Raw genomic sequence first — 26,992 nt, 5'->3', positions numbered from 1 at the left:
CAAACGTTATGGATATGTATTGCCCAGATGTGCGTCGACAACCGGACCGATCACCGAGACAGCATCGGGATTGGTCATTTCGTTGTGGAAAACGTCCACACCGTGGATGACGATATCTCCTGACACGTACGGTCGCCATTCCTGTGGTGACCGAACAATTCCGTCACTCGCGCCTTTCGTTGCAGAAAAGAACAAAACATTTCCGTCGAACACGTCCGGGATGAACTCGGCCATGATTCGCGTCGAGTTCTCGAATCCTGCATTGATTCTGCGCAAATGATCCGCCGTGACACCGGTGGTCTGCCCCAGGGATTCGTCGAGCAGTTCGACACCACGTTCGTAGGTCAACGGCTCGGACGACGCCTGAGCAGTCAGATCCAGCCCCAGACCCGCGAGCAGGTTCTCGACGCTCAGCTCACCGTCGGCCGTCTCGTCATGGCCGTCGACGTAGCTGTCCAGCAACGCGAGAGTCTGCACTTCGCTGCCGGTGCTGCGTAGTTCCACGGCGATCGCATGGGCGAGCGAACCACCGAGCGACCACCCGAGCAGGTGGTACGGACCGACCGGCTGGACAGCCCGAATCTCGTCGGCGTACCGGTGCGCGAGGTCTCGAATCGAGCCGAACGGCGTGCCTTCCACGATGCTGGGCAACTGCAGGCCGTACACGGGACGGTCGTCACCGATCTGGGACACCAGGCCCGCATAGCCCCACGACAACCCGATTCCGGGATGGACGCAGAACAGCGGTTCCTTGGAGCCTGTGCTGCGCAGTGGGATGACCACTCCGAACACCGAATCCAGTTGCGCACCGGACGAATCGACGTCCGACGCGACCCGAGCCGCGAGCCCTGCCGGGGTCGGATCGACGAACAACGCCTGCAGCGGGACGCGAACTCCGACCGCGTTCTCGATGGCCGGGCCGATCTTGGTTGCCACCAGCGACGTGCCACCGAGCTCGAAGAAGTTGTCGTCCATGCCGACTCGTTCGACACCCAACACCTCGGCGAACGCGTCGGCGATGGCTGCTTCGAGATCGGTACTCGGTGCCCGATACGGCGTCGTCGACACCGTCAGTTCCGGCACCGGGAGCGCGCGTCGATCCAGCTTGCCCACCGGAGTGAGTGGGATGTCGGCGAGTTCGATGATGGTCGACGGGACCATGTGGCGCGGAAGAACGGTCGCGACACTGTCGCGCAATGCCTCGACGTCCACCGATGCACCCTCGGCCGGCAGGACGTAGGACACGAGAACCGTGTCTCCCGACGCCGCATTGTGACCGATGGTCGCCGCGAAGCCGACCTCGTCGTGATCGGTGAGCGCGGAGTCGATCTCGCCGAGCTCGATACGGAATCCGCGGACCTTGACCTGGAAGTCGCTGCGTCCGACGAACTCGAGCACACCGGTACTCCCCCAGCGCACGACGTCACCGGTTCGGTACATCCGCTCACCGGCGGTACCGAACGGGTCTGCGACGAAGCGTTCGGACGTGAGCCCGAACCGTCGCAGGTAACCGCGTGCCGTACCGGGGCCTGCGATGTACAGCTCGCCCGACACCCCGGCCGGGACCGGCCGCAGACGTGCGTCGAGCACGAGGAACCGGAATCCGGTACCCGGCCGGCCGACGTCCACCGTGCCGCCTGGCATCAACGGACCGCCGACACTCGCCTGAATGGTCGTCTCGGTCGGACCGTAGCCGTTGAACATCTTGCGGCCCGGTGCCCACTTCGCCACCAGTTCCGGAGTGCAGGCCTCGCCGCCGACGGCGAGGACGCGGACCGTGCCCAAACGTGTTTCGTCGATCGAGGACAACGCCGCCGGAGTCAGGAATGCGTGTGTGACATGTTCCGATTCGAGCAGGTCGGCCAGTTCGCTGCCGCCGAACGTTCCCGGCGGCACGATCACCACGGTGGCACCGACGCCGAACGCCATCGTGAGCTCGTACACCGAGGCATCGAAACTCGGCGAGGCGATGTGCGACACCCGCGAATCCCGGGTGGGACGGAATCGATCGATCACCTCGGCCTGCAGGTTGGCCAGGCCCCGGTGCCGCACTGCAACGCCCTTCGGGCGACCGGTCGAACCCGAGGTGTAGATCAGGTACGCCGGGTGGTCGAGGTGCAGGGTCGCGGTGCGCTCGGCATCGGTGACTGCGGCCACGGGATAGCGAGAGAGCTCCGATGACGTCTCGGGATCGTCCAGGACGAGCCACGGCACGGTGTCGGGCAGCGACTGCCGACTGTCGACGTCGGTCAATCCCATTGCCGCACGCGAATCTTCGAGCATGTGCGCAATGCGGTCGGCCGGGTAGTTCGGGTCGACCGGCAGGAATGCCGCACCGGTCTTGGCGACCGCCCACACCGACAGAACCGACTCGATGGACCGAGGCAGTGCCAAGGCGACGAACGTTTCCGGTCCGACGCCGTAGTCGATGAGCATTCGCGCGATTCGGTTCGACCAACTGTCGAGGTCGGCGTAGGACAGACTCACGCCCCGATACGTGACAGCGACTGCGTACGGGTCGAGCGCCACCGAGGCGGCGAGCATTTCCGGCCACGTTCGCAACGCGACGTCGGCCGACCCGCGAGCCGGTGCCAGAGCCTGCTTCTCGTCGGCACCGAGAATGTCGATATCCCCCACCGCGGTGAGTCGATCGGTACCGACGGCGTCGAGTACGCGAACCAGTCGCGCCGCGATCGCATCGACGGTGGACGCGTCGAACAGCGAGGTGGCGTAATCGAACGCTGCCTCGAATCCGGTCGGTCGCCCGTCGTCGTCGAAGGTCTCGGACACCAGGAGTTGCAGATCCTGCTTGGCCACGGGGACGTCGAAGTCGAAGCCCTCCACGCGCAGATCCGGTAGCTCGAGTGACGCCTTCTCGTTGTTCTGGAACGACAACGCCACCTGCGACAGCGGTGCATACGCCGTCGATCGCGTGGGATTGAGCACCTCGACGATGCGCTCGAACGGCATCTCGGTGTGATCGAAGGCGTCGAGGTCGTGTGCTTTCACCTGCGTGAGCAGATCCACGAACGAGGCGGAGTCGTCGATCCGGCTGCGCAACACCAAGGTGTTGACGAACATGCCGACGAGATCGTCCAGTGCCGCGTCGCCGCGCCCTGCCACCGGAGTGGTGATCGCGATGTCGTCGGTACCGCTCAGGCGCGCCAGCACCACCGCGAACGCGGCGTGCAACACCATGAACATACTGACGTTCTGCTCGCGGGTGATCTCGACGAGTGCCCGATGGATCTCGGCGTCGACGGTGAAGCGAACCCGGCCACCCCGGAAATCCTGCGTGGTGGGCCGCGGGCGATCGGTGGGCAACGGCAGCAGATCGGGTAGACCTGCGAGCGCTGTCGACCAGTACTCGAGCTGGGCCGCGGCCACGCTCGACTCGTCCTTCTCGTCACCGAGCAACGAACGCTGCCACAGCGTGTAGTCGGCGTACTGCACCGGCAGGGGCTCCCAGCCCGGCGCTCCTCCCGCGGTGCGCGCCGAGTACGCGAGCACCACGTCTCGTGCCAGCGGTGCCATCGAGGCTCCGTCGGCCGCGATGTGATGCACCACCATCGCCAGTACGAAGACGGGCTCGGCATCGGTATCGGCACCGACGACGTGGAACAGCTCGACGTGCACCGGAATCTCGGTGGTCACGTCGAATCCACGACCCGCCAGGTGCGCCACCCGGTCGGTCAGCACACCGGCATCGATCGATTCCGGCTCGACCACCGGAGCTACCTCCACGGCCGGATGTACGAGCTGGACCGGGAAGTCCGGTCCGTCCGGGAACGTCGTCCGCAGCGATTCGTGCCGCTCGAGGACGTCGACGACTGCCGCGGCGAGGGCCGCAGTATCGAGCTGCCCGGTCAACTTGACGACCAGTGGCACGTTGTACGCCGCCGAGGTGGTGTCGAACTGGTTGATGAACCACATGCGTTGCTGTGCGAGAGACAGCGGGATGTGATCAGGACGCTGTGTCGCAACGAGATTCGGACGCTGCGTCCGTGTGGACGTTGCGCCGACCGCGCTCGCCAATCCGGCGACAGTCGGCATCTCGAAGATCGTGCGCACGCCGATCGTGGTGCCGAGTTCGGCGTTGACGCGAGCGATGACACGGGTGGCGCTGAGCGAGTCTCCACCGAGCTCGAAGAAGCTGTCGTCGGCACCGACCCGATCGACGTCGAGAATCTCGGCGAACACGGCGGCCACGGTGAGCTCGGCCGGCGTGCTCGGCTCGCGGTACGACGTTGCCGACCCGAACTCGGGCACCGGCAACGCGGACCGATCGAGTTTTCCGACCGGTGTGAGCGGAATGGCGTCGAGCACGACGATGGCTGCGGGAACCATGTGCGACGGCAACATGCCGGCCAGGTGGTCACGCAGGACACCGGTATCGAACGCGTCCGCCGCGCCCTCGGTGGTTCGTACGTACGACACCAGGACGGTCGCTCCCGACGGGCCCGGAGTGCCGAAGGTCGCGGCGAAGTCCACGGACGGATGCGATGCGAGCGCCGCGTCGATCTCGCCGAGTTCGATGCGGAAGCCGCGAACCTTGACCTGCGAATCACTTCGACCGACGTATTCGATCGTCAGATCCGGCGACCACCGCACCACGTCTCCGGTGCGGTACATCCGCGCGCCGGGTGCGCCGAACGGGTCGGCGACGAATCGCTCCGCCGTCAGGCCCAATCGATCGTGGTAACCGCGGGCGAGTCCGACACCCGCGAGATAGAGCTCACCTGCGACGCCGACAGGAACGGGCTGCAGCCGTGAATCGAGCACCACCTCGTACACGCCGCGAACAGGACCACCGATCGAGACGGTGTCACCTGCAGTCATCGGCGTGCTGATGTTGGACATGATCGTGGCCTCGGTCGGACCGTAACCGTTGTAGAGATTCCGGCCCGGTGCCCACTTCGCGACCAACTCGGCCGGTACGGCCTCGCCACCGACGACGACGTCGGCGAACGTGTCGAGCCCGCTCGGGTCGACCGACGCCAGAGCCGACGGGGTGATGAAGCCGTGGGTGACCGACTCCGCTGCCAACAGTGCCGCGAGTTCGTCGCCGCCGTACACGGTGGGCGGCACGATGATCATCGTCGCGCCGACGCCGAAGGCGAGTAGGTACTCGAGCACGGATGCATCGAAACTCGGGGACGAGACGTGCAGTGTGCGTGAGTCTTTGGTGATTCGGTATCGCTCGCGCTGCTCGGTTGCGAAGTTGTCGAGACCGGAGTGCGTGACGACGACACCCTTGGGCACACCCGTCGAACCCGAGGTGTAGATGGTGTACGCCGCGCTTTCGAAGGCGATGCGTCCGTTCCGCTCGGTGGCGCCGATCGGCTCGTCGCTGACTGCGTTCGGGCCGTCCGTCGCCAGATCGTCGAGGACGATCCAGGGGACGGTCGACGGCAGGTCGTCGAGATGGGCGCGGGTGGTGACGCCGAACGTTGCTCCGGAGTCGGCCAACATGTGCTCGATGCGATCGGCCGGGTAGTTGGGATCCACCGGTACGAATGCCGCGCCGGATTTTGCGACGGCCCAGACCGTCAGCACCGATTCGATCGATCGTGCGATGCCGAGTGCCACGAAGGTCTCGGTGCGCACGCCGTGGCCCAGCAGAATTCGAGCGAGTCGGTTGGACCGACGGTCCAACTCCCGGTACGTCATTTCGCCGTCGGTGCTGCGCAGTGCGATAGCGTCCGGGTTCACCGCGGCAGCGTCGGAGAAGATCTCCGGCAGCAGCCGGGCCGAGCGTCCATCGGGTCCGAACACCGGTGCCAGCGAGGCGAACTCGGCGTCACCGAGGAGTCGCAGCCGTCCCAGTGGCTGCTGTTCGTCCTCGAGCACGGCGTCGAGGACACGCTCGACGCGATCGACGATGGCGTGCACGGCATCGACGTCGAACAGTTCCGGCAGGTACTTAGCCTTCAGGTTCAGGCGTTCGTCGACCGACGAGACCAGAGTCAGCGGGTAGTGCGCTGCATCGGTTCCGAGAATGTCGGTGACCTGCATACCGGCGAAATCGGTTGCCGCAGAAGCGCCGGCCCGGTCGACGGGGTACGACTCGAACACCGTCAAGGTGTCGAAAGCCACGCCTGCACCCGCTGCGCGTTGGATATCGGTCAGGCCGAGGTAGTGGTGATCCAACAGCGATGCCTGCTCGGCCTGAACCCGATCGACCAGTGCACCCAGCGTTTCGCTCCGGTCGAGCGTGACACGGACGGGCAGGGTGTTGATGAACAGCCCGATCATGCCCTCGATACCCGGAACCTCCGGCGGACGACCCGACACCGTCGCACCGAACACGACGTCCTCGCGTCCGGTGAGGGTGGCCAGCACTACGCCCCATGCGGTCTGGACGAGGGTGTTGAGGGTCGATCCACGGCGAGCAGCGAAGTCACGCAGTGCCGCGGTGGTCTCGACCGACAACGACCGCTCGGTCTCCTGCGACACGGTGGACAGTTGCCGGCCACGATCGTCGGTGACCAACAGCGTGGGTTCTTCCACGCCGGCCATGGCACTGACCCATTGCGCGGTGGAGATCGCCACGTCGCGTTGGCGCATCCAGGCCAGGTAGTCCCGGTAGGCAGGAATGCGCGGCAGCATCGAGTCGTCGGACTCGGTGACGTAGAGCGTGATGAGTTCCTTGACGACCAGCGGCGTCGACCATCCGTCCAACAGGATGTGGTGGTTGGTCAGCAGCAGACGCCAGTGATCGTCGGCCAGGGTGATGAGCGTGAACCGCAGCAGCGGTGCCCGGTCCATCTCGAAGCGCACCGCACGGTCGGCCTCGAGAACTGCCTCGAGGGCCACCTCGACATCGGGCTCCCCCCGAAGGTCGATCTCGGACCACGGAACAGTGACCGAACTCTGCACGATCTGCAGTGACTCGCCGTTGCTGTTGTGTACGAACGCTGCTCGCAGGTTGGGATGGCGAGAGACCAGTTTGTCGACGGCAGCATGCATCCGCGTCGCATCGACAGTCCCCCGGAGCTCGAGCCCCAGCTGAACCATGTACGCGTCGACACCCGAACCGGCACTGCCGATCTCGCCGGCCAGGCGAGCGTGGAACAGCAAGCCGGCCTGCAGAGGCGACAACGACCACACGTCGTCGAGATTCGGGAACTGCTCTTCCAGAGCATCGATGGATGTCTGATCGATGTCGACCAGCTCGAGATCCGACGGCGTGAAGCCGCCCGCACCGTCGGCCGAGGCGTGCTCGGTGATCGAGGTGAGGGCCTGCGTCCACAGTTCGATCAACCTGCCGACCTCGTCGGCGTCGAGAACGCCCGCGGGGAAGGCGAACGTCGCGTCGAGCTGCGGGCCGTCGGGGGTCGAGGTGGTGACAGCGTTGATGTCCAGCGCCGCAGGCACCGGCATATCCGGATTCTGCGCGTCGCCGAGCTCTGCGTCGGCCACCGGGATCCAACCCACGTCGTCCATGCCTTCGGTGGATCCGGTGGAGAACCGGCCGAGGTAGTTGAAGCTGACCTGTGGTGCGGCGAAGCCGGACAGTGCCTCGGCAGCAGCGGAATCGAGGTACCGCAGCATGCCGTAGCCGATGCCGTGATCGGGGATCTCGAGCAGCTGTTCCTTGATGGTCTTGACCAGGGCACCGGCCGACGCGCCGCCCGCCAGAGCGTCGGCGACGTCGAGCGACCCGAGATCGAGACGTACGGGGAAGATGGTGGTGAACCAGCCGACGGTCCGACCGAGATCGGCACCGGGCACCACCGCGTCCTCGCGGCCGTGGCCCTCGAGAGTCACGAGAGCGTCCCGCACCGCATCGCCGCGTTCGCGACGCCACGCCGTCAGGGCCAGAGCCAAACCGGCCAGCAGGCCGTCGTTGACGCTGCCGCGGAACACGTCCGGGACAGTGGTCAACAGGCGCTCGGTGACCTCGACCGGCAGGGACGTGCGGACACGCTGCACGGTGGCGTCGACGTCGATTCTCTTGTCGAGCGGGCGAGAACCGATTGTCGGGTCGGCTCCGTCGAGGATCCGACGCCACAGTCCGAGCTCGTCGGTTCGGGCGGCCGTGACCTCGGTGAGTCCGGTGGACCACCGACGCATCGAGGTACCGATCGGAGCCAGTTCAGGCTCCTGGCCGGCGACGATCCGACTCCATGCCGTGGCGAGGTCGGGAACCAGAATGCGCCAGGACACGCCGTCGATCACGAGGTGGTGGGCGACCACGAGCAGTCGACCCGAGCCATTGGGGCTCTGGAACCACACCATCTGCACCATGACGCCGTCGGCCGGAACCAGACGATCGGCAGCGGCGTCGAGCTCGGCCGCGGCAACGACGGAGAATTCGGGGCCGTCGACGGATTCGACCGAGACCGCGTGAAGGACGCTCGCAGCCGAGACTGTTCCGACCGGAGACACTTCCTCGTGCCACTCCCCGTCCGCGTCCTGGTAGAGGCGCGCACGCAGCATGTCGTGACGATCGAGCACCGCTGCCACCGTGCGTTCGAGCGTCTCGCGCTCGATGCCGACCGGAAGCTGAAGCAGCGCTGTTTGTGTGTAACGGCCGAATTCGGTGCTGCGGTCCAACATCCACCGCACGACCGGGGTGAGCGGCATCGGGCCGACTCCCCCACCGTCGAGTTCTTCGAGCACCACGGCGTCGCCGCCGAGAACAGCGACCTCCGCGAGAGCGGCCACGGTCTTGCGCTCGAAGATGTCGCGGGGAGCCAGCACCAGCCCGGCGGCCTTGGCGCGCGAGACCAACTGGATCGACATGATGCTGTCGCCGCCGAGTGCGAAGAACGAATCGTCGACGCCGACGGTATCGAGCCCGAGAACGTCCGCGAACAGACCAGCCAGGATCGACTCGACTTCGGTTGCGGGCAAACGACTTTCGGTGACGTTTGCCGAGAAGTCCGGTGCCGGGAGTGCACGGCGATCGAGTTTGCCGTTGGCGGTCAGCGGCAGCTCGTCCAGGACGATCAACGCTGCGGGCACCATGTACGAGGTCAACGAGTTGCCCACGAAGTCGAGAACGGCCGCATGGTCGAGTGCGCGACCGGCCTCGGCCACGACGTAGCCGATCAGGCGATCACCGAAACCGTCGTCGCGGACGGCGACCACGGAAGCCGCTACCCCGTCGAATGCCAGTAGCGCGCTTTCGATTTCGCCCAGTTCGATACGGAAGCCGTGCAACTGGACCTGCATGTCGCTTCGCCCCAGGTATTCGAGAGCCCCATCGCGATTCCACCTGGCGGTGTCACCGGTGCGGTACATACGCGCACCCGCATCGCCGGAGGGGTCGGCAACGAAACGTGTTGCGGACAGCCCTGCTCGGCCGAGGTATCCGCGAGAGAGCTGTGCCCCGGACACGTACATCTCCCCGACCACGCCGGGCGGAACAGGATTGAGGCGGGTGTCGAGTACGGCGACACGCAGCGCCGGGATCGCCTGGCCGATGACGCTGGCCGAAGCGGACGCCGCGAACTGCTCGGTCAGAGCCAGGTGGCTCACGTGGACCGTCGTCTCGGTGATGCCGTACATGTTGACCAGGGTCGGAGAGGTCTCCTCGTGCCGTGCGTACCAGCGACCGAGCTGCCCGAGATCGAGTGCTTCTCCACCGAAGATGACGTACCGCAGCGACAGTGCGTCCGATCCGTCGGCGGATCCACCGGCGGCGGTTGCCACACGATCGGCTTCGGCGAACTGGTAGAACGCCGTCGGCGTCTGGTTGAGGACCGTGACCTTCTCACGAATCAGCAACTCGCGGAACAGTTCCGGCGAGCGTGCGGTGTAGTAGTCGACGACCACGAGAGTGCCGCCGTGCAGCAGTGGTCCCCACAGTTCCCACACCGAGAAGTCGAACGCGTAGGAGTGGAACATGGTCCACACGTCGCGGTCGTCGAAGTGGAACAGATCCGTGGTGTTCGCGAACAGCGTCGCGACGTTACGGTGCGCGATCTGCACACCCTTGGGACGTCCGGTACTGCCGGAGGTGTAGATGACGTAGGCGATCGAATCGGCATCGGTGGTGCCGATGCGGTCGGTGTCGGTCAGTGGGGCTCCGGACGCGCTTGCCATCTCGTCGACCGCTTCGGGTGCATCGAGCAGCAGCATCTCGACATCGGAAGCAGGCACCGATGCACTGTCGGCGACGGTGGAGATCACACAGACCGGTGACGCGTCGTCGAGCATGAAGGCGAGCCGGTCGGCCGGGTAGCCGACATCGATCGGGAGGTAGCCGCCGCCGGATTTGACGACCGCCAGCAGAGCAACGATCAGCTCCTCGGTGCGCGGCATCGCAACCGCCACCAGGGACTCCGCCGTCACGCCCCGCGACACGAGGACTCGTGCGAGTCGGTTCGAGCGGTCGTCCAGCTCGGCGTAGGTCAGCGAGCGATCGCCGAACACGACTGCCTGTGCTTCGGGGAACTGCGCAGCGGCAGCGGCGAAGCGGTCGGCCAGTGTCGCATCGGTCGCCGTGTGTCCGTCGTGGTTCCACTGCCGGGCCATGGCGTCGAGTTCACCCGGCAACAGGATGTCGATGTCGCCGACAGCACGATCGGGATCGGTGGTCACGCCGGCGAGGACGGCACCGAATCGAGTCGAGAACTCGTCCACGGAGATCTCGTCGAACAGGTCGACCGCATAGGTGATCGCAGCGGTCATACCTGCCGGAGCACCGGAGTCGTCGAACCGTTCCGCGACGGTCAGCTGGAGGTCGAACTTCGCGACGTGGGCGTCGATGTCGACTGCCTCGACGGTGAGTTCGGGTAGCTCCAGTGCCGCCGAGGTGTTGTTCTGGAATTCGAGCAGTACCTGGAACAACGGCGAGTGATCGGTGGAACGGGCCGGATCGAGGACGTCGACGAGACGCTCGAACGGCACGTCGGTGTTGTCGAACGCCGCCAGGTCCGCGGTACGGGTCCGGCGGAGCAGCTCGGTGAACGAGAGATCGGGCGCTACCTCGGTGCGCAGAACCAGAGTCCCGACGAACATGCCGACCAAATCGTCGAGCGCCGCGTCGCCACGCCCGGCGATGGGCGTGCCGACTGCGATGTCCTCGGTCCCGCTGAGACGAGCCATGAGGATCGACCATGCTGCATGCATGGCCATGAAGACGGTCGCGTCGTTCGCGCGGGCGAGGTCCACCAGGCCGGCGTGGACGTCTGGCTCGATCTCGAACCGAACACTGTTGCCGCGCATCGACTGCCGTGCCGGGCGAGGATGGTCGAGCGGAAGCGGCAGCAGCTCGGGTAGATCCGCGAGAGTGGACTTCCAGAACTCCAGCTGCTGTGCTGCCACCGAGCTCGGGTCGGACTCGTCGCCGAGGACCGAGCGTTGCCACATCGCGAAATCGGCGTACTGAACGTCGAGCGGCGCCCACATCGGGGCTACTCCCGACACGCGAGATCCGTACGCCACCATGACGTCTCGGGCCAGCGGTGCCATGGACGCGCCGTCGGCGGCAATGTGATGCACGATGATCGACAGCACGAAATCCTCGGGTGCCGTCCGGTACAGAACGGCCCGGAAGGGCAGGTCCTTCGACACGTCGAATCCGCGGGCGGCAGCGGACGAGATCGCGGTGACGATCTCGTTGGCATCGACGTCGACGACGTGCAGATCGGTCGTTGCCGCGTCGGTGCCGAGAATGTGCTGCTCGGGGCGATCGCCGTGCGAGGGGAACACGGTGCGCAGCGACTCGTGCCGCGCCAGCACGTCACCGATCGCAGCGTTCATTGCCTCGATGTCGAGACGGCCTGTCAATCGAACCGCGAGCGGGATGTTGTAGGCGGCCGAGTCGACGTCGAACTGGTTGATGAACCACATTCTCTGCTGAGCCATCGACAATGGAATCGAGCTCGGGCGAGGCTTCGCAGTGAGCGCCGGACGGCGCGCGGCACCGGCCGGGTTGCTGTGCACTCGCACCGCCAACGACTCGACCGTGGGTGCCTCGAACAACGCACGAACGCTGACAGCGGTGTCGAGGGCTGCATTCACCCGAGCGGTGAGGCGGGTGGCGCTCAGCGAGTCTCCACCGAGATCGAAGAAGCTCGAGTCGATGCCGACGCTGCCTACGCCGAGAACCTCGCCGAAGATGTCGGCGATGATTCGCTCGGTCTCGTTGCGAGGAGCGCGCGAGTCGCTGCCGAGGTGCAGATCCGGGGCGGGCAGCGCCTGTCGATCGAGCTTGCCCGCGGGCGTGAGCGGGATCGACTCCAGGGCAACGAACGCCGTCGGAATCATGTGTGTCGGAAGCGAACTCGACGCCCGAGTGCGCAGCGTCGTCACATCGATTTCGTGGCCGGGCCGCGGAAGAACGTAGGCGACCAGGATCGTGTTTCCGGCAGGTCCGTCGACACCGATCGTCGTAGCGAATTCGACTGTCGGATCATCGGTCAGCACCGCGTCGATCTCGCCGAGCTCGATACGGAAACCGCGCACCTTGACCTGGAAGTCGCTGCGTCCGACGTACTCGAGGGTGCCCGACTCGGTCCACCGCACGACGTCACCGGTTCGGTACATACGCTCGCCGGGCTCGCCGAACGGATTCGCGACGAACCGCTCCGCCGTCAGACCGAATCGCGAATGGTAGCCACGCGCCAGGGCGGGGCCGGCGAGGTAGAGCTCTCCTGCGACACCGACCGGTACCGGATGCAGACGCGAATCCAGCACTACTTCGCCGAAACCGATTGTCGGCGCGCCGATATCGATGGGCGAGCCCACGTGCAGCTGGTCACTGACGGAGGAGAAGATGGTGGCCTCCGTGGGGCCGTACGCATTGAACATGCGCCGGCCCGGTGCCCACCGTGCGACGAGCTCGGGCGGACACACGTCGCCACCGGTTGCAACGACGCTCAGTTCGGTCAGACCGTCGGGGTCCACCGAGGCGAGGGCCGCGGGAGTCACGAACGCATGCGTGACGTGCTGCTGCGCCAGGAGCTCGCCGAGCTCCACGCCGCCGTAGACGGAGGTGGGTGCGATCACCATCGTGGCGGCACCCGAGATCACCATGGCCAGCTCGAGAATGGATGCATCGAAGCTCGGTGACGCGAACGCGAGAACCCGAGCGTTCGGAGTCACCTCGAAACGAGACCGTTCTTCCTCGGCCAGGTTGGCCAGGCCGCGATGAGTGACGGTGACGCCCTTGGGAACTCCGGTGGAGCCGGAGGTGTAGATCAAGTACGCGACCTGGTCGATGTGTACCGGTCGAGTACGGTCGGAGTCGAGAACCGGTGCGGTCGAACGGTTTCCGAGATCGCGGCGAGTGTCGTCGCGGTCGAGGACGGACCACGTAGCCGAGCCCAGACCCTCGACGGCACCGACGTGTTCGGTCGACGTGACGCCGATGGACGCGCCGGAGTCGACCAGCATGTGCTCGACTCGATCACGGGGGTAACTCGGATCGATCGGCAGGAAGGCCGCACCGGTCTTGGCCACGGCCCAGATTGCGAGAACCGATTCGATGGAGCGCGGCAAAGCAAGTGCCACAACGGTTTCCGGACCTGCTCCGCGGGCGATCAACGCACGCGCCAGCGCAGACGACCGAGTGTCCAATTCGGTGTAGGTCAGTGTCCGACCTGCGCTCCACACTGCCGTGCCACCGGGGTTGCGGGCAGCAGCATCGGTGAGGATGTCCGGCAGGAGGCGCTCGGTCGTGGAAGCGGGACCACGTACCGGGGCCAGCCTGTTCGATTCCTCCGAGGACAGCAGCGACAGCGATGCGACCCGTTGGTCGGTGTCGGTCGCGATCGCCTCGAGAACACGCACGATTCGATCGACGGTGGCGACGACGACACTGTGCTCGAACAGCTCGGGCAGGTACTTGGCTTCGATGTGCAATCGGTCGTCGACCATCGCGACCAGGGTCAGCGGATATTGTGCGGTGTCGCTGCCGTCGTGCACGTCGTGCACCCGCATGCCGGCGAGATCGGTCTCGGCCGACAGACCCGCTCGGTCCATCGGATACGACTCGAACACGGTGAGCGTGTCGAACGCGACCGCGGGACCGACGGCACGCTGGATATCGGTCAGGCCCAGGTAGTGGTGATCGAGCAGCGAAGCCTGTTCGGCCTGCACCCGATCGAGGTACTGGCCGAGTGTTTCGGCTGGATCCAGCACGATGCGCACCGGCAGCGTGTTGATGAACAGACCGACCATGGACTCGATATCCGAGACCTCCGGCGGACGTCCCGAGACGGTGGCACCGAACACTACGTCCGTGCGACCGGTCAACGTGCCCAGCACCATCGCCCACGAAGCCTGCACCATCGAGTTCATCGTGATGCCGCGTGCCCGGGCGAGACTGCGCAGTCGTTCGGTCTGCTCGGTGTCCAGGGAAACCAACGCGCGGCCGGCCAAGGTCGACTCCTGGCGACGGCTCTCGACCGGCGTCAGCAGGGTGGGTTCGGCGAGACCCGCGAGCGCTTCCGTCCATGCCGCACGAGCTGCCGAGTGATCACGCCGCGACAACCACGACAGGTAGTCGCGGTACGCAGGTACGCGCGGAAGAACGGCGTCGTCGCCGTCCACGACGTAGAGCGTGAGCAGGTCCTTGAGGAGCAGCGGCGTCGACCATCCGTCGAGCAGGATGTGGTGGTTGGTCATCACCAGACGCCACTCGCCCGGGGCCAGCGTCACGAGCATGAAGCGCAACAACGGCGCCTGTGCCATGTTGAATCGCGTTGCGCGGTCGTCGTGTTCGATCCGCTCGAGCTCGGCTGCGCGATCGTCGACGCTCAGCGACGACAGATCGACCGAGGTCCACGGCACATCGACGTCGTGATGGACGATCTGGATGGATTCGCCGTCGTTGTTGTGCACGAACGCCGTGCGCAGGTTCGCGTGGCGCCGCAGTAGAGCCTGGGCAGCGCGGCGGAAGCGAGCCTCGTCGACGTCCCCGCGGAGGTCGAGCACCAGCTGCACGATGTAGGCGTCGACGGCCTGGTCCGACAGTTCGGCATGGAAGAGCAAACCGGCCTGCAGAGGCGTCATCGACCAGATGTCGTCGAGAGTCGGGTACACCCGCTCGAGATCGTCGATGGACTTCTGGTCGAGGCTCACCAGATCGAGATCGGACGGGGTGAACCCGCCGGTGCCCGGTCGCTGAGCGAGCTGCGTCAGCGCGGTGAGAGCCTGCTTCCACAACTGGGCGAGTTCGGTGACCTCGTCGGCGTCGAGCACGCCCGTCGGGAATGCGAAGGTCGCCTCCAACCGCGGTCCGGTCGGTGTGGCCGTGGTGACCGCGTTGATGTCGAGTGCAGCGGCGACCGGCAGGTCCTCGTCCTGGGAATCACCGACGCCGGAGTCGTCGACCGGCAGCCACCCGTGTCCGCGGAGCTCGTCCGGAACGTCGGTGCTGTATCGACCGAGGTAGTTGAAACTGACCTGGGGTGCCGGGAAGTCACGCAGTGTCGCACCGGCCTCCTCGTCCAGGTAGCGGAGCATGCCGTACCCGATGCCGTGATCGGCAACGGCGAGCAGCTGCTCCTTGACGGACTTGACCAGCGCTGCTGCCGCGTCCCCGCCGGCGAGAGCGTCGTCGAGGTCGATCCCGTCGAGCGTCAGTCGAAGTGGGTAGATGGTGGTGAACCAACCGATGGTGCGGCTGAGATCGGCTCCCGGAACCACATGGTCCTCACGGCCGTGGCCCTCCAGGGAGATCAGTGCGTCGGACACGACGACACCGCGGTTTCGTCGCCACACGGCTGTAGCCAGGGCCAGAGCGGCCAGTAGACCGTCGTTGACGCTGCCGTGGAACGCCTCGGGCAGAGCCGTCAACAGGCCCTCGGTGACATCGGTCGACAGAGTGACCTCGACCTTGTCCACCGTTCGATAGACGTCGATCTCGCGGTCGAGTGCGCGTGAACCGATGAGCGGATCGGGATCGGCGAGCGCGTCGCGCCATACTGCGAGCTCGTCCGAACGCGTTGCGGTGACCTCACGCAGGCCGTGCGCCCAACGACGCATCGAGGTACCGACCGGGGCCAGTTCCGGTGTGCTGCCGCCGATGATCTGAGCCCACGCCGACGCGAGGTCGGGCACGAGAATTCGCCACGAGACGCCGTCGATCACGAGGTGGTGCGCGACGACGAGCAGTCGGCTTCCTTCGGAGCCGGCGTCGAACCAGACCATCTGAATCATGACACCGGCATCGGGTGCCAGACGATCCACTGCTGCAGCGGCTTCCGACCTGGCCTGATCCGAGAACTCCGGTCCCCGAACACTGTTCGACTCCACCCGGCGGACGACGGACTGCGCCGTCACGGAACCGATCGGGAGCACCTCCATCGACGGCTCTCCGGCGCGGTGCAGAACTGCACGGAGCATGTCGTGGTGATCGAGGACGGTCTGAACGGTTGCTTCGAGAACGTCGAGCTCGATATCGGACGGCAGTGTCAGCACGGCAGTCTGTGTGTGCTTGTCGAGTACCGACGTGCGGTCGAGCATCCAGTGCACGATCGGGGTGAGCGGGACGTCTCCGACGCCGCCGCCGGGCAGCTCGTCCAGCACGAGCGGAACGGTCCCGTCGCCGGCGGCGACGACCTCGGCCAGTGCGGCAACTGTCTTGTGCTCGAACACATCTCGCGGCGACAGAGCCAGCCCTGCCGCTTTCGCGCGGGAGACGAGCTGAATCGACATGATGCTGTCTCCGCCGAGCGCGAAGAAGGAGTCGTCGACTCCGACGCGGTCGAGGCGGAGGACCTCGGCGAACAAACCGGCGAGCGTCTTCTCGACGGCATTGTCTGCGTCGCGTCCCGAGGTGACCTGAGCGGACCAGTCGGGTTCGGGGAGGGCGTTGCGGTCGAGTTTGCCGGCCGGAGTCAACGGGATCGACTCCAACATCACGAACGCCGAGGGCACCATGTGCGCAGGCAGCACCGACGCCGCATGATCCCGCAGCACACCGGCATCGAACGACGCACCGGCCACCGGCAACACATACGACACCAACACCGTCGACCCCGCCGCGGACTCACGCCCGACAGTGACCACGAAATCGACACCCGACACCGCCGCCAACACCGAATCGATCTCACCCAACTCGATGCGGAAACCACGCACCTTCACCTGAAAATCGCTGCGCCCCACATACTCCAACGCACCCGAGGCATTCCACCGCACCACATCACCGGTGCGATACATCCGCGAACCCGCACCACCGAACGGATTGGCCACGAACCGCTCCGCCGACAACCCCGACCGCGCGTGATACCCACGAGCCAACGCCGGACCCGCCAGATACAACTCACCCACCACACCCACGGGCACCGGATTCAACCGCGCATCCAACACCACCTCCGCGAAACCGATCGTCGGCGAACCGATATCGACCGACTCCCCCACCACCAACGCCGACGAAATCGACGAGAAAATCGTCGCCTCCGTCGGACCGTACGCATTGAACATCCGCCGACCCGGCGCCCACCGCGCCACCAACTCCGGCGCACACACATCACCACCGGTGACCACGACCTCCACCGAATCCAACCCCACCGGATCCACCGACGCCAACGCCGCCGGAGTCACGAACGCATGCGTGACCCGCTCCTCGGCGAGCAACGACGCCAACTCCACCCCACCGAACACCATCGCCGGCGCAATCACCATCGTCGCCCCACCCGAGAACGCCAACACGAACTCGAGAATCGACGCATCGAAACTCGGCGACGCGAACGCCAACACCCGAGACGACGGCCCCACACCGAACCGAACCCGCTCCTCGGCAGCCAAGTTCCCCACACCACGATGAGTGACCACCACCCCCTTGGGCACACCCGTGGACCCCGAGGTATAGATCAGATACGCCGCATCATCGAGACGCAACACACCCGAACGCTCGGCATCCAACACCGGAGCAGGCGAAGCGAACGCCAGATCCGCCACCACATCGGCATCGTCGAGCACCACCCACGACACCCCACCCACACCCGCAACCGCATCCAGATGCGCACCCAACGTCACACCCACCACAGCACCGGAATCGACCAACATGTGCTCGATCCGATCCACCGGATAATTCGGATCCACCGGCAAGAACGCACCACCGGCCTTCGCCACCGCCCACACCGCCACCACAGACTCCACCGACCGCGACAACGCCAACGCCACGAACGACCCCGGACCCACACCACACGACATCAACACCCGCGCCACACGCGACGACGCCGCATCCAACTCCCCATACGAGAGCACCCGCGAACCCGACACCACCGCAACACCACCGACACCAGCAACACCGACCGCACCAGCCAACAACTCCGGCAACACCACACCCGCAACAGAACGCGGACCACGAACCGGAGCCAACGCCGAGTACTCGTCGCTCGAGAGGATGTCGATGTCGCCGACGCGAACGGACGGCGTGGCCGTCACAGCGTCGAGGATCCGCACCAGACGATCGGACATGACACGCACGGTGTCGGCATCGAACAGTTCTGTGGCGTAACGGAAGCTGGCTTCGATGCCGACCGGGTTCCCGGAAGCGTCGAACTCCTCGGAGACCGTGAGCTGCAGGTCGAAGTTGGAGATGTCGTTGGGCAGTTCGATGCCCTCGATCGACAGCCCGGGCAAGGTCACCGTCGGTCGATCGGTGTGCTGGAACTCGAGCATCACCTGGAACAACGGGGCGTGAGCGGTGGACCTGGCGGGGTCGACTGCGTCGACGACCCGCTCGAACGGCACGTCCGCGTGGGTGAAGGCCGCCAGGTCGACGGTGCGCACATCCGCCAACAGATCCTCGAACGGAGTCGACCCGGGCACCTGGGTGCGGAGGACGAGCGTGTTGACGAACATGCCGACGAGCTCGTCGAGTGCGGCATCGCCTCGACCGGAGATCGGTGTGCCGACCGAAATGTCCTCGGTACCGGACAGCCGTGCCAGCAGCACGGCCAGAGCGGCGTGCACGATCATGAACGAGCTCGAATTGTGCTGCGCAGCAACGGCGACGAGCCGAGCATGCACTGCGGGATCGATCGCGAACGAGACGGTGTCGCCGCGCAAGGACGCCACTGCCGGACGCGGACGATCGGTCGGCAACGGCAGCACCTCCGGGCTACCCGCCAACGCGTCGACCCAGTACGTCACCTGCTTCGCCATCAGGGAGTCGGGATCGGATTCCTCGCCGAGGAATCGGCGCTGCCACAGCGCGTAGTCGGCGTACTGCACCGGCAACGGTTCCTGGCTCGGCGCATGACCTGCAGCTCGGGCGCTGTACGCCACCATCAGGTCGCGGGCGAGCGGCGCGCCGGAGAAGCCGTCGGACGAGATGTGATGGACCACCATGACGAGTACGTGTTCGTTCTCGTCCTGACGGATCAGGCGGACGCGCAACGGAACATCGGCCACGACGTCGAAGCCGGCACCGGCGACGGCGCCGATGAGCTCGGCGACCTGCCGGTCGTTCTCTGCGGGAACCGGAGTCAGGTCCGGAACGGCCGATGCCACGTCGAGGACGGACTGCACGGGGCCGTCGTCGGTGAGCGGGAACATCGTTCGAAGAGACTCGTGGCGTGTGAGCACGTCGGCTATGGCCGAGCGCATCGCGTCGACGTCGAGGATGCCGCTCAGGCGCATCGCGAACGCGACGTTGTAGGCAGCCGACTCGGTGTCGTACTGATTGATGAACCACATCCGCTGCTGTGCCAGCGACAGCGGCACCACCGCGGGTCGTTCCTGAGGCACCAACCGAGGCGTCGGTGCGGAGTCCTGTGTGCTGACGTCGATGCCCGCGGACAGCGATCGGACAGTCGGTGAATCGAACAGATCTCGGATGCCGATGTCGGTTCCGAGGGCGGCATTGACGCGTGCGACGAGGCGCATCGCGATCAGCGAGTTGCCGCCGATCTCGAAGAAGCTCGAGGTCGCGCTGACCTGTGCGACGCCGAGCAGATCCGCGAAGACGCCCGCGACGATCTCTTCGACCGGATTCTCCGGTCCGACGAATTCGGACGCAGCAACGGTGAACTCGGGGGCCGGCAGTGCCTTTCGGTCGAGCTTGCCGCTGGCATTGAGAGGAAGTGAGTCGAGTACGACCACATGCGAGGGCACCATGTACCCCGGCAGCCGGCGTCCGGCTTCGGCGATCACCTCGGCCGAGTCGACCGCGTGACCGGACGCGGAGACCACGTAGGCCACCAACGTCTCGCCGGTGTTCGGATCCTTGTGCACCAGAGCGATTGCCTGGGCGACGGACTCCGAGCGCAGCAGCACCGCTTCGATCTCGGGAAGCTCGATACGCAGACCACGCAGCTTCACCTGGAAGTCGGTACGGCCGATGTACTCGAGTTCGCCGTCGGCGCGCCAACGAACCAGGTCGCCGGTGCGATAGAGACGTTCACCCGGCTCGCCGAACGGATCGGCGACGAAACGATCGGCGGTGAGATCGCCGCGGCCGACATAGCCGCGAGCGAGCTGAACTCCGGCCAGGTACAGCTCGCCGGGAGCACCGATCGGGGCCGGTCGAAGCGACGCGTCGAGCACGTACAGACGGGTGTTCCAGACCGGCGAACCGATGGGAATGGACACGCCGTCGTGGCCGGTGACGTGGTAGTAGCTGACGTCGACGGCGGCCTCGGTAGGACCGTAGAGGTTGTGCAGCTCGGCCTGGGAGAACTGCGCGAACTGCGCGGCGGTGGCGGGCGGAAGTGCTTCGCCACTGCAGAAGACGAGCCGTAGTGACACACAGTCCGCAGCCCGAGCTCCGGCTGCGAACACCGCGAGCATCGACGGCACGAAGTGCGCGGTGGTGATGTGTTCGGCCGCGATGATCTTCGACAGGTACACCGGGTCGCGATGGCCGTCGGGCTCCGCCACGACGAGCTTGGCACCGACCTGCAGGGGCCAGAAGAACTCCCACACCGATACGTCGAACGTGGCCGGGGTCTTCTGCAACACCGTGTCGGCGGGCGCGAGGTGGTACTCGTCCTGCATCCACAGCAGTCGGTTCACGATGGCCGAGTGCGTGACGGCGACGCCCTTGGGTCGGCCGGTGGAGCCGGAGGTGTAGATCACGTAGGCGGTGTTGGCTCCGTGCAGGCTTCCGAGGCGGTCCTGGTCGGTGATCGAGGAGCGGTCGCGATCGGAGACGTCGAGGAGATCCACCGCGAGAACGGGAGTGGCGACCGCGATGTCGATCCAATCGCGGCTCGTGGTGAGAATGCACACCGGCTGAGCGCTCGACAGCACGTAGGACGACCGCTCGACCGGGTGATCGGGGTCGATCGGTACATAGGCACCGCCGGCCTTGACGATCGCGTACATACCCACGAGCAGATCGATCGAACGTCGGATCGCGAGCCCGACGTGGGACTCGGGCCCTACACCCAGTGAAATGAGATGCCGTGCAAGCTGATTGGCGCGCTCGTCCAGCTCCAGGTAGGTGATGTGCTCGTCCTCGAAGACGAGGGCGGTCGAGTACGGACTACGCAGCACCTGACGGTCGAACAGACTGCTGAGAGTCATGTCGACGGCCCCGGTGTGGAGCTGCCGGTGGACCGGATCCTCGATGAGACGTGCGGTGTCGTTCCACTCGAACAGTACGAGTTCTCGTTCGGTCGGGGACAGAATGTCGATGTCGCCGGTACGAACGTCCGTCGAGCTGCCGATGGTCGCGACGATCCTCAGGAACCGGTCGACGAAACGGTCGATGGTCTCGGGATCGAACAGATCCGTTGCGTACGTGAACGACGCCGACAGGGCACCGGACTCGTCGACCGGTTCCTGGTCGACGCGAAGCTGCAGATCGAATTTCGCAGTGTCGGTACCGATCTCCTCGAATTCGACGACGAGTTCGGGTAGCTCGAGCACGGCGGTGGCGTTGTTCTGGAATTCGAGGAGCACCTGGAACAGGGGTGAATGATCGGTCGACCTGGCGGGATCGAGTACGTCCACGAGCCGTTCGAACGGAATGTCGGTGTTGTCGAAGGCCGCGAGGTCGGAGCTACGAGCGCCGGCGAGCAGTTCGGCGAAGCTGGCCTGTGGCTCGACCTGCGTGCGGAGAACGAGGGTTCCGACGAACATTCCGACGAGATCGTCGAGTGCTGCGTCCCCTCGGCCGGCGATCGGGGTGCCGATGGCGATGTCCTGGGTGCCGCTCAGGCGCGCGAGGAGCACGGCCAGAGCGGAGTGCACCACCATGAACAGAGTGGACTCGTGTTCGGCAGCAACCGAAGACAGGCGAGCTGCGACATCGGCCGGAATGGTGAACGGTGTGACGCTGCCGCGCATCGACTGACGGGTGGGGCGTGGTCGGTCGAGCGGCATCGGTAGTACGTCGGGAAGGTCGGTCAGCGCGGACTTCCAGAATTCGATCTGGCGTGCTGCCACGGACGTGGGATCGTTCTCGTCGCCGAGCACGTCGTGCTGCCACAGCGCGAAGTCTGCATACTGCACCGGCAGTGGCGTCCACGCCGGGCGCGAACCCGCGGATCGAGCACTGTAGGCGACCATGACGTCGCGGGCGAGCGGTGCCATCGAGGCGCCGTCGGCAGCGATGTGATGGACCACGATCGAGAGCACGAAGCTCTCCGGGCCGGTGCGGTACAGAACCGCCCGGAAAGGCAGATCGACGGTGACGTCGAATCCCGTTGTGGCGGAGCTACGTACGAGCGCGTCGACGGCATCGGCAGCCACGTCGACGACGCGGAGCGGAAGGTTCGGTCCGGTGACGTTCTCGGGCGGAAGTATCACCTGATTCGGCAGGTCGCCCACTGTGGGGAACACCGTGCGCAGCGACTCGTGTCGAGTCAGCACGTCGCCGACGGCAGCGGACATCGCATCGACGTCCAGCCGGCCCGACAGACGAACGAGGAGAGGAATGTTGTACGCAGGCGAGGATGCATCGAACTGATTGATGAACCACATGCGTTGTTGCGCCAGCGACAGCGGAACGGACTCCGGCCGATCGGCGGGAACCAGTGCCGGGCGACGGTGCAGCGATGCGCCCGTCGACTCCGCACGGTCGGCGAGGGTGCGGACCGTCGATGCCTCGAACAGATCGAGAACCCGCAGATCCGTACCCAGAGCTGCGTTGACGCGGGCGATCAAACGTGTTGCGACAAGGGAGTTTCCGCCGAGATCGAAGAAGCTGTCGGTGACGCCGACACGATCGAGCTCCAGTACGTCGCAGAACACGGCAGCCACAGCCGCCTCGTACTCGGTTTCCGGCGACTCCGTGGTGCTCTGCGAACCGAGCTCGGGTTCGGGGAGGGCTTTGCGGTCGAGTTTGCCGGCCGGAGTCAACGGGATCGACTCCAACATCACGAACGCCGAGGGCACCATGTGCGCAGGCAGCACCGACGCCGCATGATCCCGCAGCACACCGGCATCGAACGACGCACCGGCCACCGGCAACACATACGACACCAACACCGTCGACCCCGCCGCGGACTCACGCCCCACAGTGACCACGAAATCGACACCCGACACCGCCGCCAACACCGAATCGATCTCACCCAACTCGATGCGGAAACCACGCACCTTCACCTGAAAATCGCTGCGCCCCACATACTCCAACGCACCCGAGGCATTCCACCGCACCACATCACCGGTGCGATACATCCGCGAACCCGCACCACCGAACGGATTGGCCACGAACCGCTCCGCCGACAACCCCGACCGCGCGTGATACCCACGAGCCAACGCCGGACCCGCCAGATACAACTCACCCACCACACCCACGGGCACCGGATTCAACCGCGCATCCAACACCACCTCCGCGAAACCGATCGTCGGCGAACCGATATCGACCGACTCCCCCACCACCAACGCCGACGAAATCGACGAGAAAATCGTCGCCTCCGTCGGACCGTACGCATTGAACATCCGCCGACCCGGCGCCCACCGCGCCACCAACTCCGGCGCACACACATCACCACCGGTGACCACGACCTCCACCGAATCCAACCCCACCGGATCCACCGACGCCAACGCCGCCGGAGTCACGAACGCATGCGTGACCCGCTCCTCGGCGAGCAACGACGCCAACTCCACCCCACCGAACACCATCGCCGGCGCAATCACCATCGTCGCCCCACCCGAGAACGCCAACACGAACTCGAGAATCGACGCATCGAAACTCGGCGACGCGAACGCCAACACCCGAGACGACGGCCCCACACCGAACCGAACCCGCTCCTCGGCAGCCAAGTTCCCCACACCACGATGAGTGACCACCACCCCCTTGGGCACACCCGTGGACCCCGAGGTATAGATCAGATACGCCGCATCATCGAGACGCAACACACCCGAACGCTCGGCATCCAACACCGGAGCAGGCGAAGCGAACGCCAGATCCGCCACCACATCGGCATCGTCGAGCACCACCCACGACACCCCACCCACACCCGCAACCGCATCCAGATGCGCACCCAACGTCACACCCACCACAGCACCGGAATCGACCAACATGTGCTCGATCCGATCCACCGGATAATTCGGATCCACCGGCAAGAACGCACCACCGGCCTTCGCCACCGCCCACACCGCCACCACAGACTCCACCGACCGCGACAACGCCAACGCCACGAACGACCCCGGACCCACACCACACGACATCAACACCCGCGCCACACGCGACGACGCCGCATCCAACTCCCCATACGAGAGCACCCGCGAACCCGACACCACCGCAACACCACCGACACCAGCAACACCGACCGCACCAGCCAACAACTCCGGCAACACCACACCCGCAACAGAACGCGGACCACGAACCGGAGCCAGGCGCGCACGTTCGGCGGTGGAGAGCAACTCCACGTCACCGACGGCACGCTGTGGGTCACTCGTCAGTGCGTCGACGATGCGCACCAGACGACGACCGATCTGAGCGACACTGCCGGCATCGAACAGTTCTGTGGCGTAATCGATGACGACATGCGGAGATTCGGACTCGTGAACCGTGACGACGAGATCGAAATCTATTCCGTCGCGCGGAAGCGGAGACTCCCCGAAGCGGAGCGCGACCTGGGCGAGGGGGTTGTGCGAGCCGGTTTCGGCCGAGCCGAGTGCTCGGGCTATCTCGGCGAAGGTGGCATCGGCGTGGGCCGACGCATCTACGAACTCTGCCGCGGTGGTGCCGACGAAGTCCGAGAACGACTGACGGCCGTCGGGGCGGGTGCGCAGAACAACCGTCTCGCCACGGCCGGAGGGTACTGCGATCGAGACGTCGTCGGTGGATGCGAGACGCGAAAGAAGAACGGCCACAGCGGATTCGAGCACGACGAACGGGGTGGTCGAGCTGTCGTCGGCGAGTCGGCTCACGGCATCCCACGCTGCGGACCCGAGGGCAACCTCGTGCGATGCGCGAACATGCCCGATGCGCGAAGGCCGGGGGCGGTCGGTCGGCAGCGCGAGCAGGTCCGGTGCATCGGCCAGTCGATCGACCCAGTGGGCTACGTGCGCCGCAGCGCGGCGGCGGCGGCGACCTTCGAGGGCGCTGTCCGGATGAACTTGCAGGACGGGCACGTCCGGGCCGGACGCGATGAATTCGGTGACCATGTCGACGAAACTGGAGTGATGCGTCGTCAGGTCGTTGTCGTCGTAGCGGTTGGGGTTTGCCCGGAAATCGACGAATGTTCGTGCGGGAGTACCACTCTGGTATACGTTGACGAGGAGGTCCTCGACCGGGCCGGACGTGACGATGTTGAATTCGCCGACGATCGAGCCGAGCTGAATCTGCTGATGGAACAGCATCATGTTGACCATCGGGCCGGCGAGTTGTTTGTCGCTTCCCGTGGCTGCCAACTCGCGCCGGATGTCTTCGATGCTGAACCTCTGGTGCCGCAACGCACCCATCAGCTCGAGCTGTACCTGCTGTACGAGTTCACCGACGGTGGCCTTCTCGGAGACGCGCATCGGAATGGGTGCGACGTTGACCAACATTCCGCCGGATCGACGGAGGAGGGCCGTGGTGCGCGCGGACACGGGGATATTGACCAGGACGTCTTCTCGCCCGGTCATGCGCGAGAGGTAACAGCCGAATGCAGCGATGAACACCGCGGCGGCCGTCCCGCCCTTCGTCGAGTCCGACGCTTCGAGTTCGGTGACGACGTCATCGGGCAGTGCGACACTGCGCAGCTTGCTGGCCGCGATGGTACGACCGGGTGTGTTGGACAGCGTGGCACCGTCGTGGATGCCCGCGGCCCTCGATGTCCAGTACTCCTTGTCCGTCTCGAAACGAGTGGACGTCCGGTACTCCTGATCGAGGTCGTACAGTCGCCGAAGTTCGGCTGCCTTGTTCGGCTCGGGTTCGACATTCTCGACCGCTGCGGTGTAGAGCGCGGCGGTGCGCTGGACCAGTGTCATGGCACCGTAGCCGTCCAGGGCGACGTGGTGGATCTTGCTGTACCAGAGGTTGCGTTCGTCCTCGACCTGAAGGATCCAACTGTCGACGAGCGGATCGTTCTCCATGTCGACCGGCTTGACGTAGTTCTCGTCTATCCACGCCAGCGCGGACGCCATCGGATCGTCTTCGCCGCGAAGATCCAGGTAATGCACCGATTGATCTATGCCGTGGTCGACCGTCTGAACCGGCTCCCCGTCGACCTGGGCCAGGCGCAGGTAGGCCGACTGGAACTCGTGCCCGGCGCGGGCCGACGCCTCCTGGAGAACCGCTATGTCGAGTGGTCCGCGCAGATCGACGTATTGGGCGATACAGACAGCGACGTCAGGCGCGAGTTGTTGCGCAAACCACATTCCGCGCTGCGCCGAGGACAGCGGGAAGGAATTGTCGAACCCTGTTCCGGTCGGCGGGACCTGAGAGCCACCGGTGGTCACTGCGCGCATTCACTTGCCTTTCGGCGGGACGGAGGCATCGGCAAAAGCCGACGTCGAACCCGTGGAATCGGAGCCTTCGGCCTGGTGAGAGATCTCCGGCCACGGCGGCGTCTGCGCGCGATTGAGCAATTCTGGCGTCCGTTCTGGTCTGCGTTCGTATCGGTCCACACACACTCGATGGCGGTTGTGGGGCTGTTTGGATTCGTCGCCTGGAGCTTGTCGGATTGAAACAGGGAAGAAC

The 26,992-nt window shown here is 65.6% G+C and carries 1 protein-coding gene; it reads right to left on the bottom strand.

Annotation, left to right across the window (positions count from 1 at the left end; translation table 11 throughout):
- Positions 1 to 6 precede the first annotated feature (6 nt).
- Positions 7 to 26,760 (bottom strand): non-ribosomal peptide synthase/polyketide synthase, encoded by a 26,754-nt coding sequence (locus tag CH266_RS13605; RefSeq protein WP_176457084.1) that lies wholly within the window; start codon positions 26,758 to 26,760, stop codon positions 7 to 9.
- Between the last annotated feature and the right edge of the window lie 232 nt (positions 26,761 to 26,992).

The sequence above is a fragment of the Rhodococcus sp. 06-1474-1B genome (genome assembly GCF_002258885.1).
Taxonomy (GTDB): domain Bacteria; phylum Actinomycetota; class Actinomycetes; order Mycobacteriales; family Mycobacteriaceae; genus Rhodococcoides; species Rhodococcoides fascians.
This window is presented reverse-complemented; position numbering and strand designations above follow the sequence as displayed.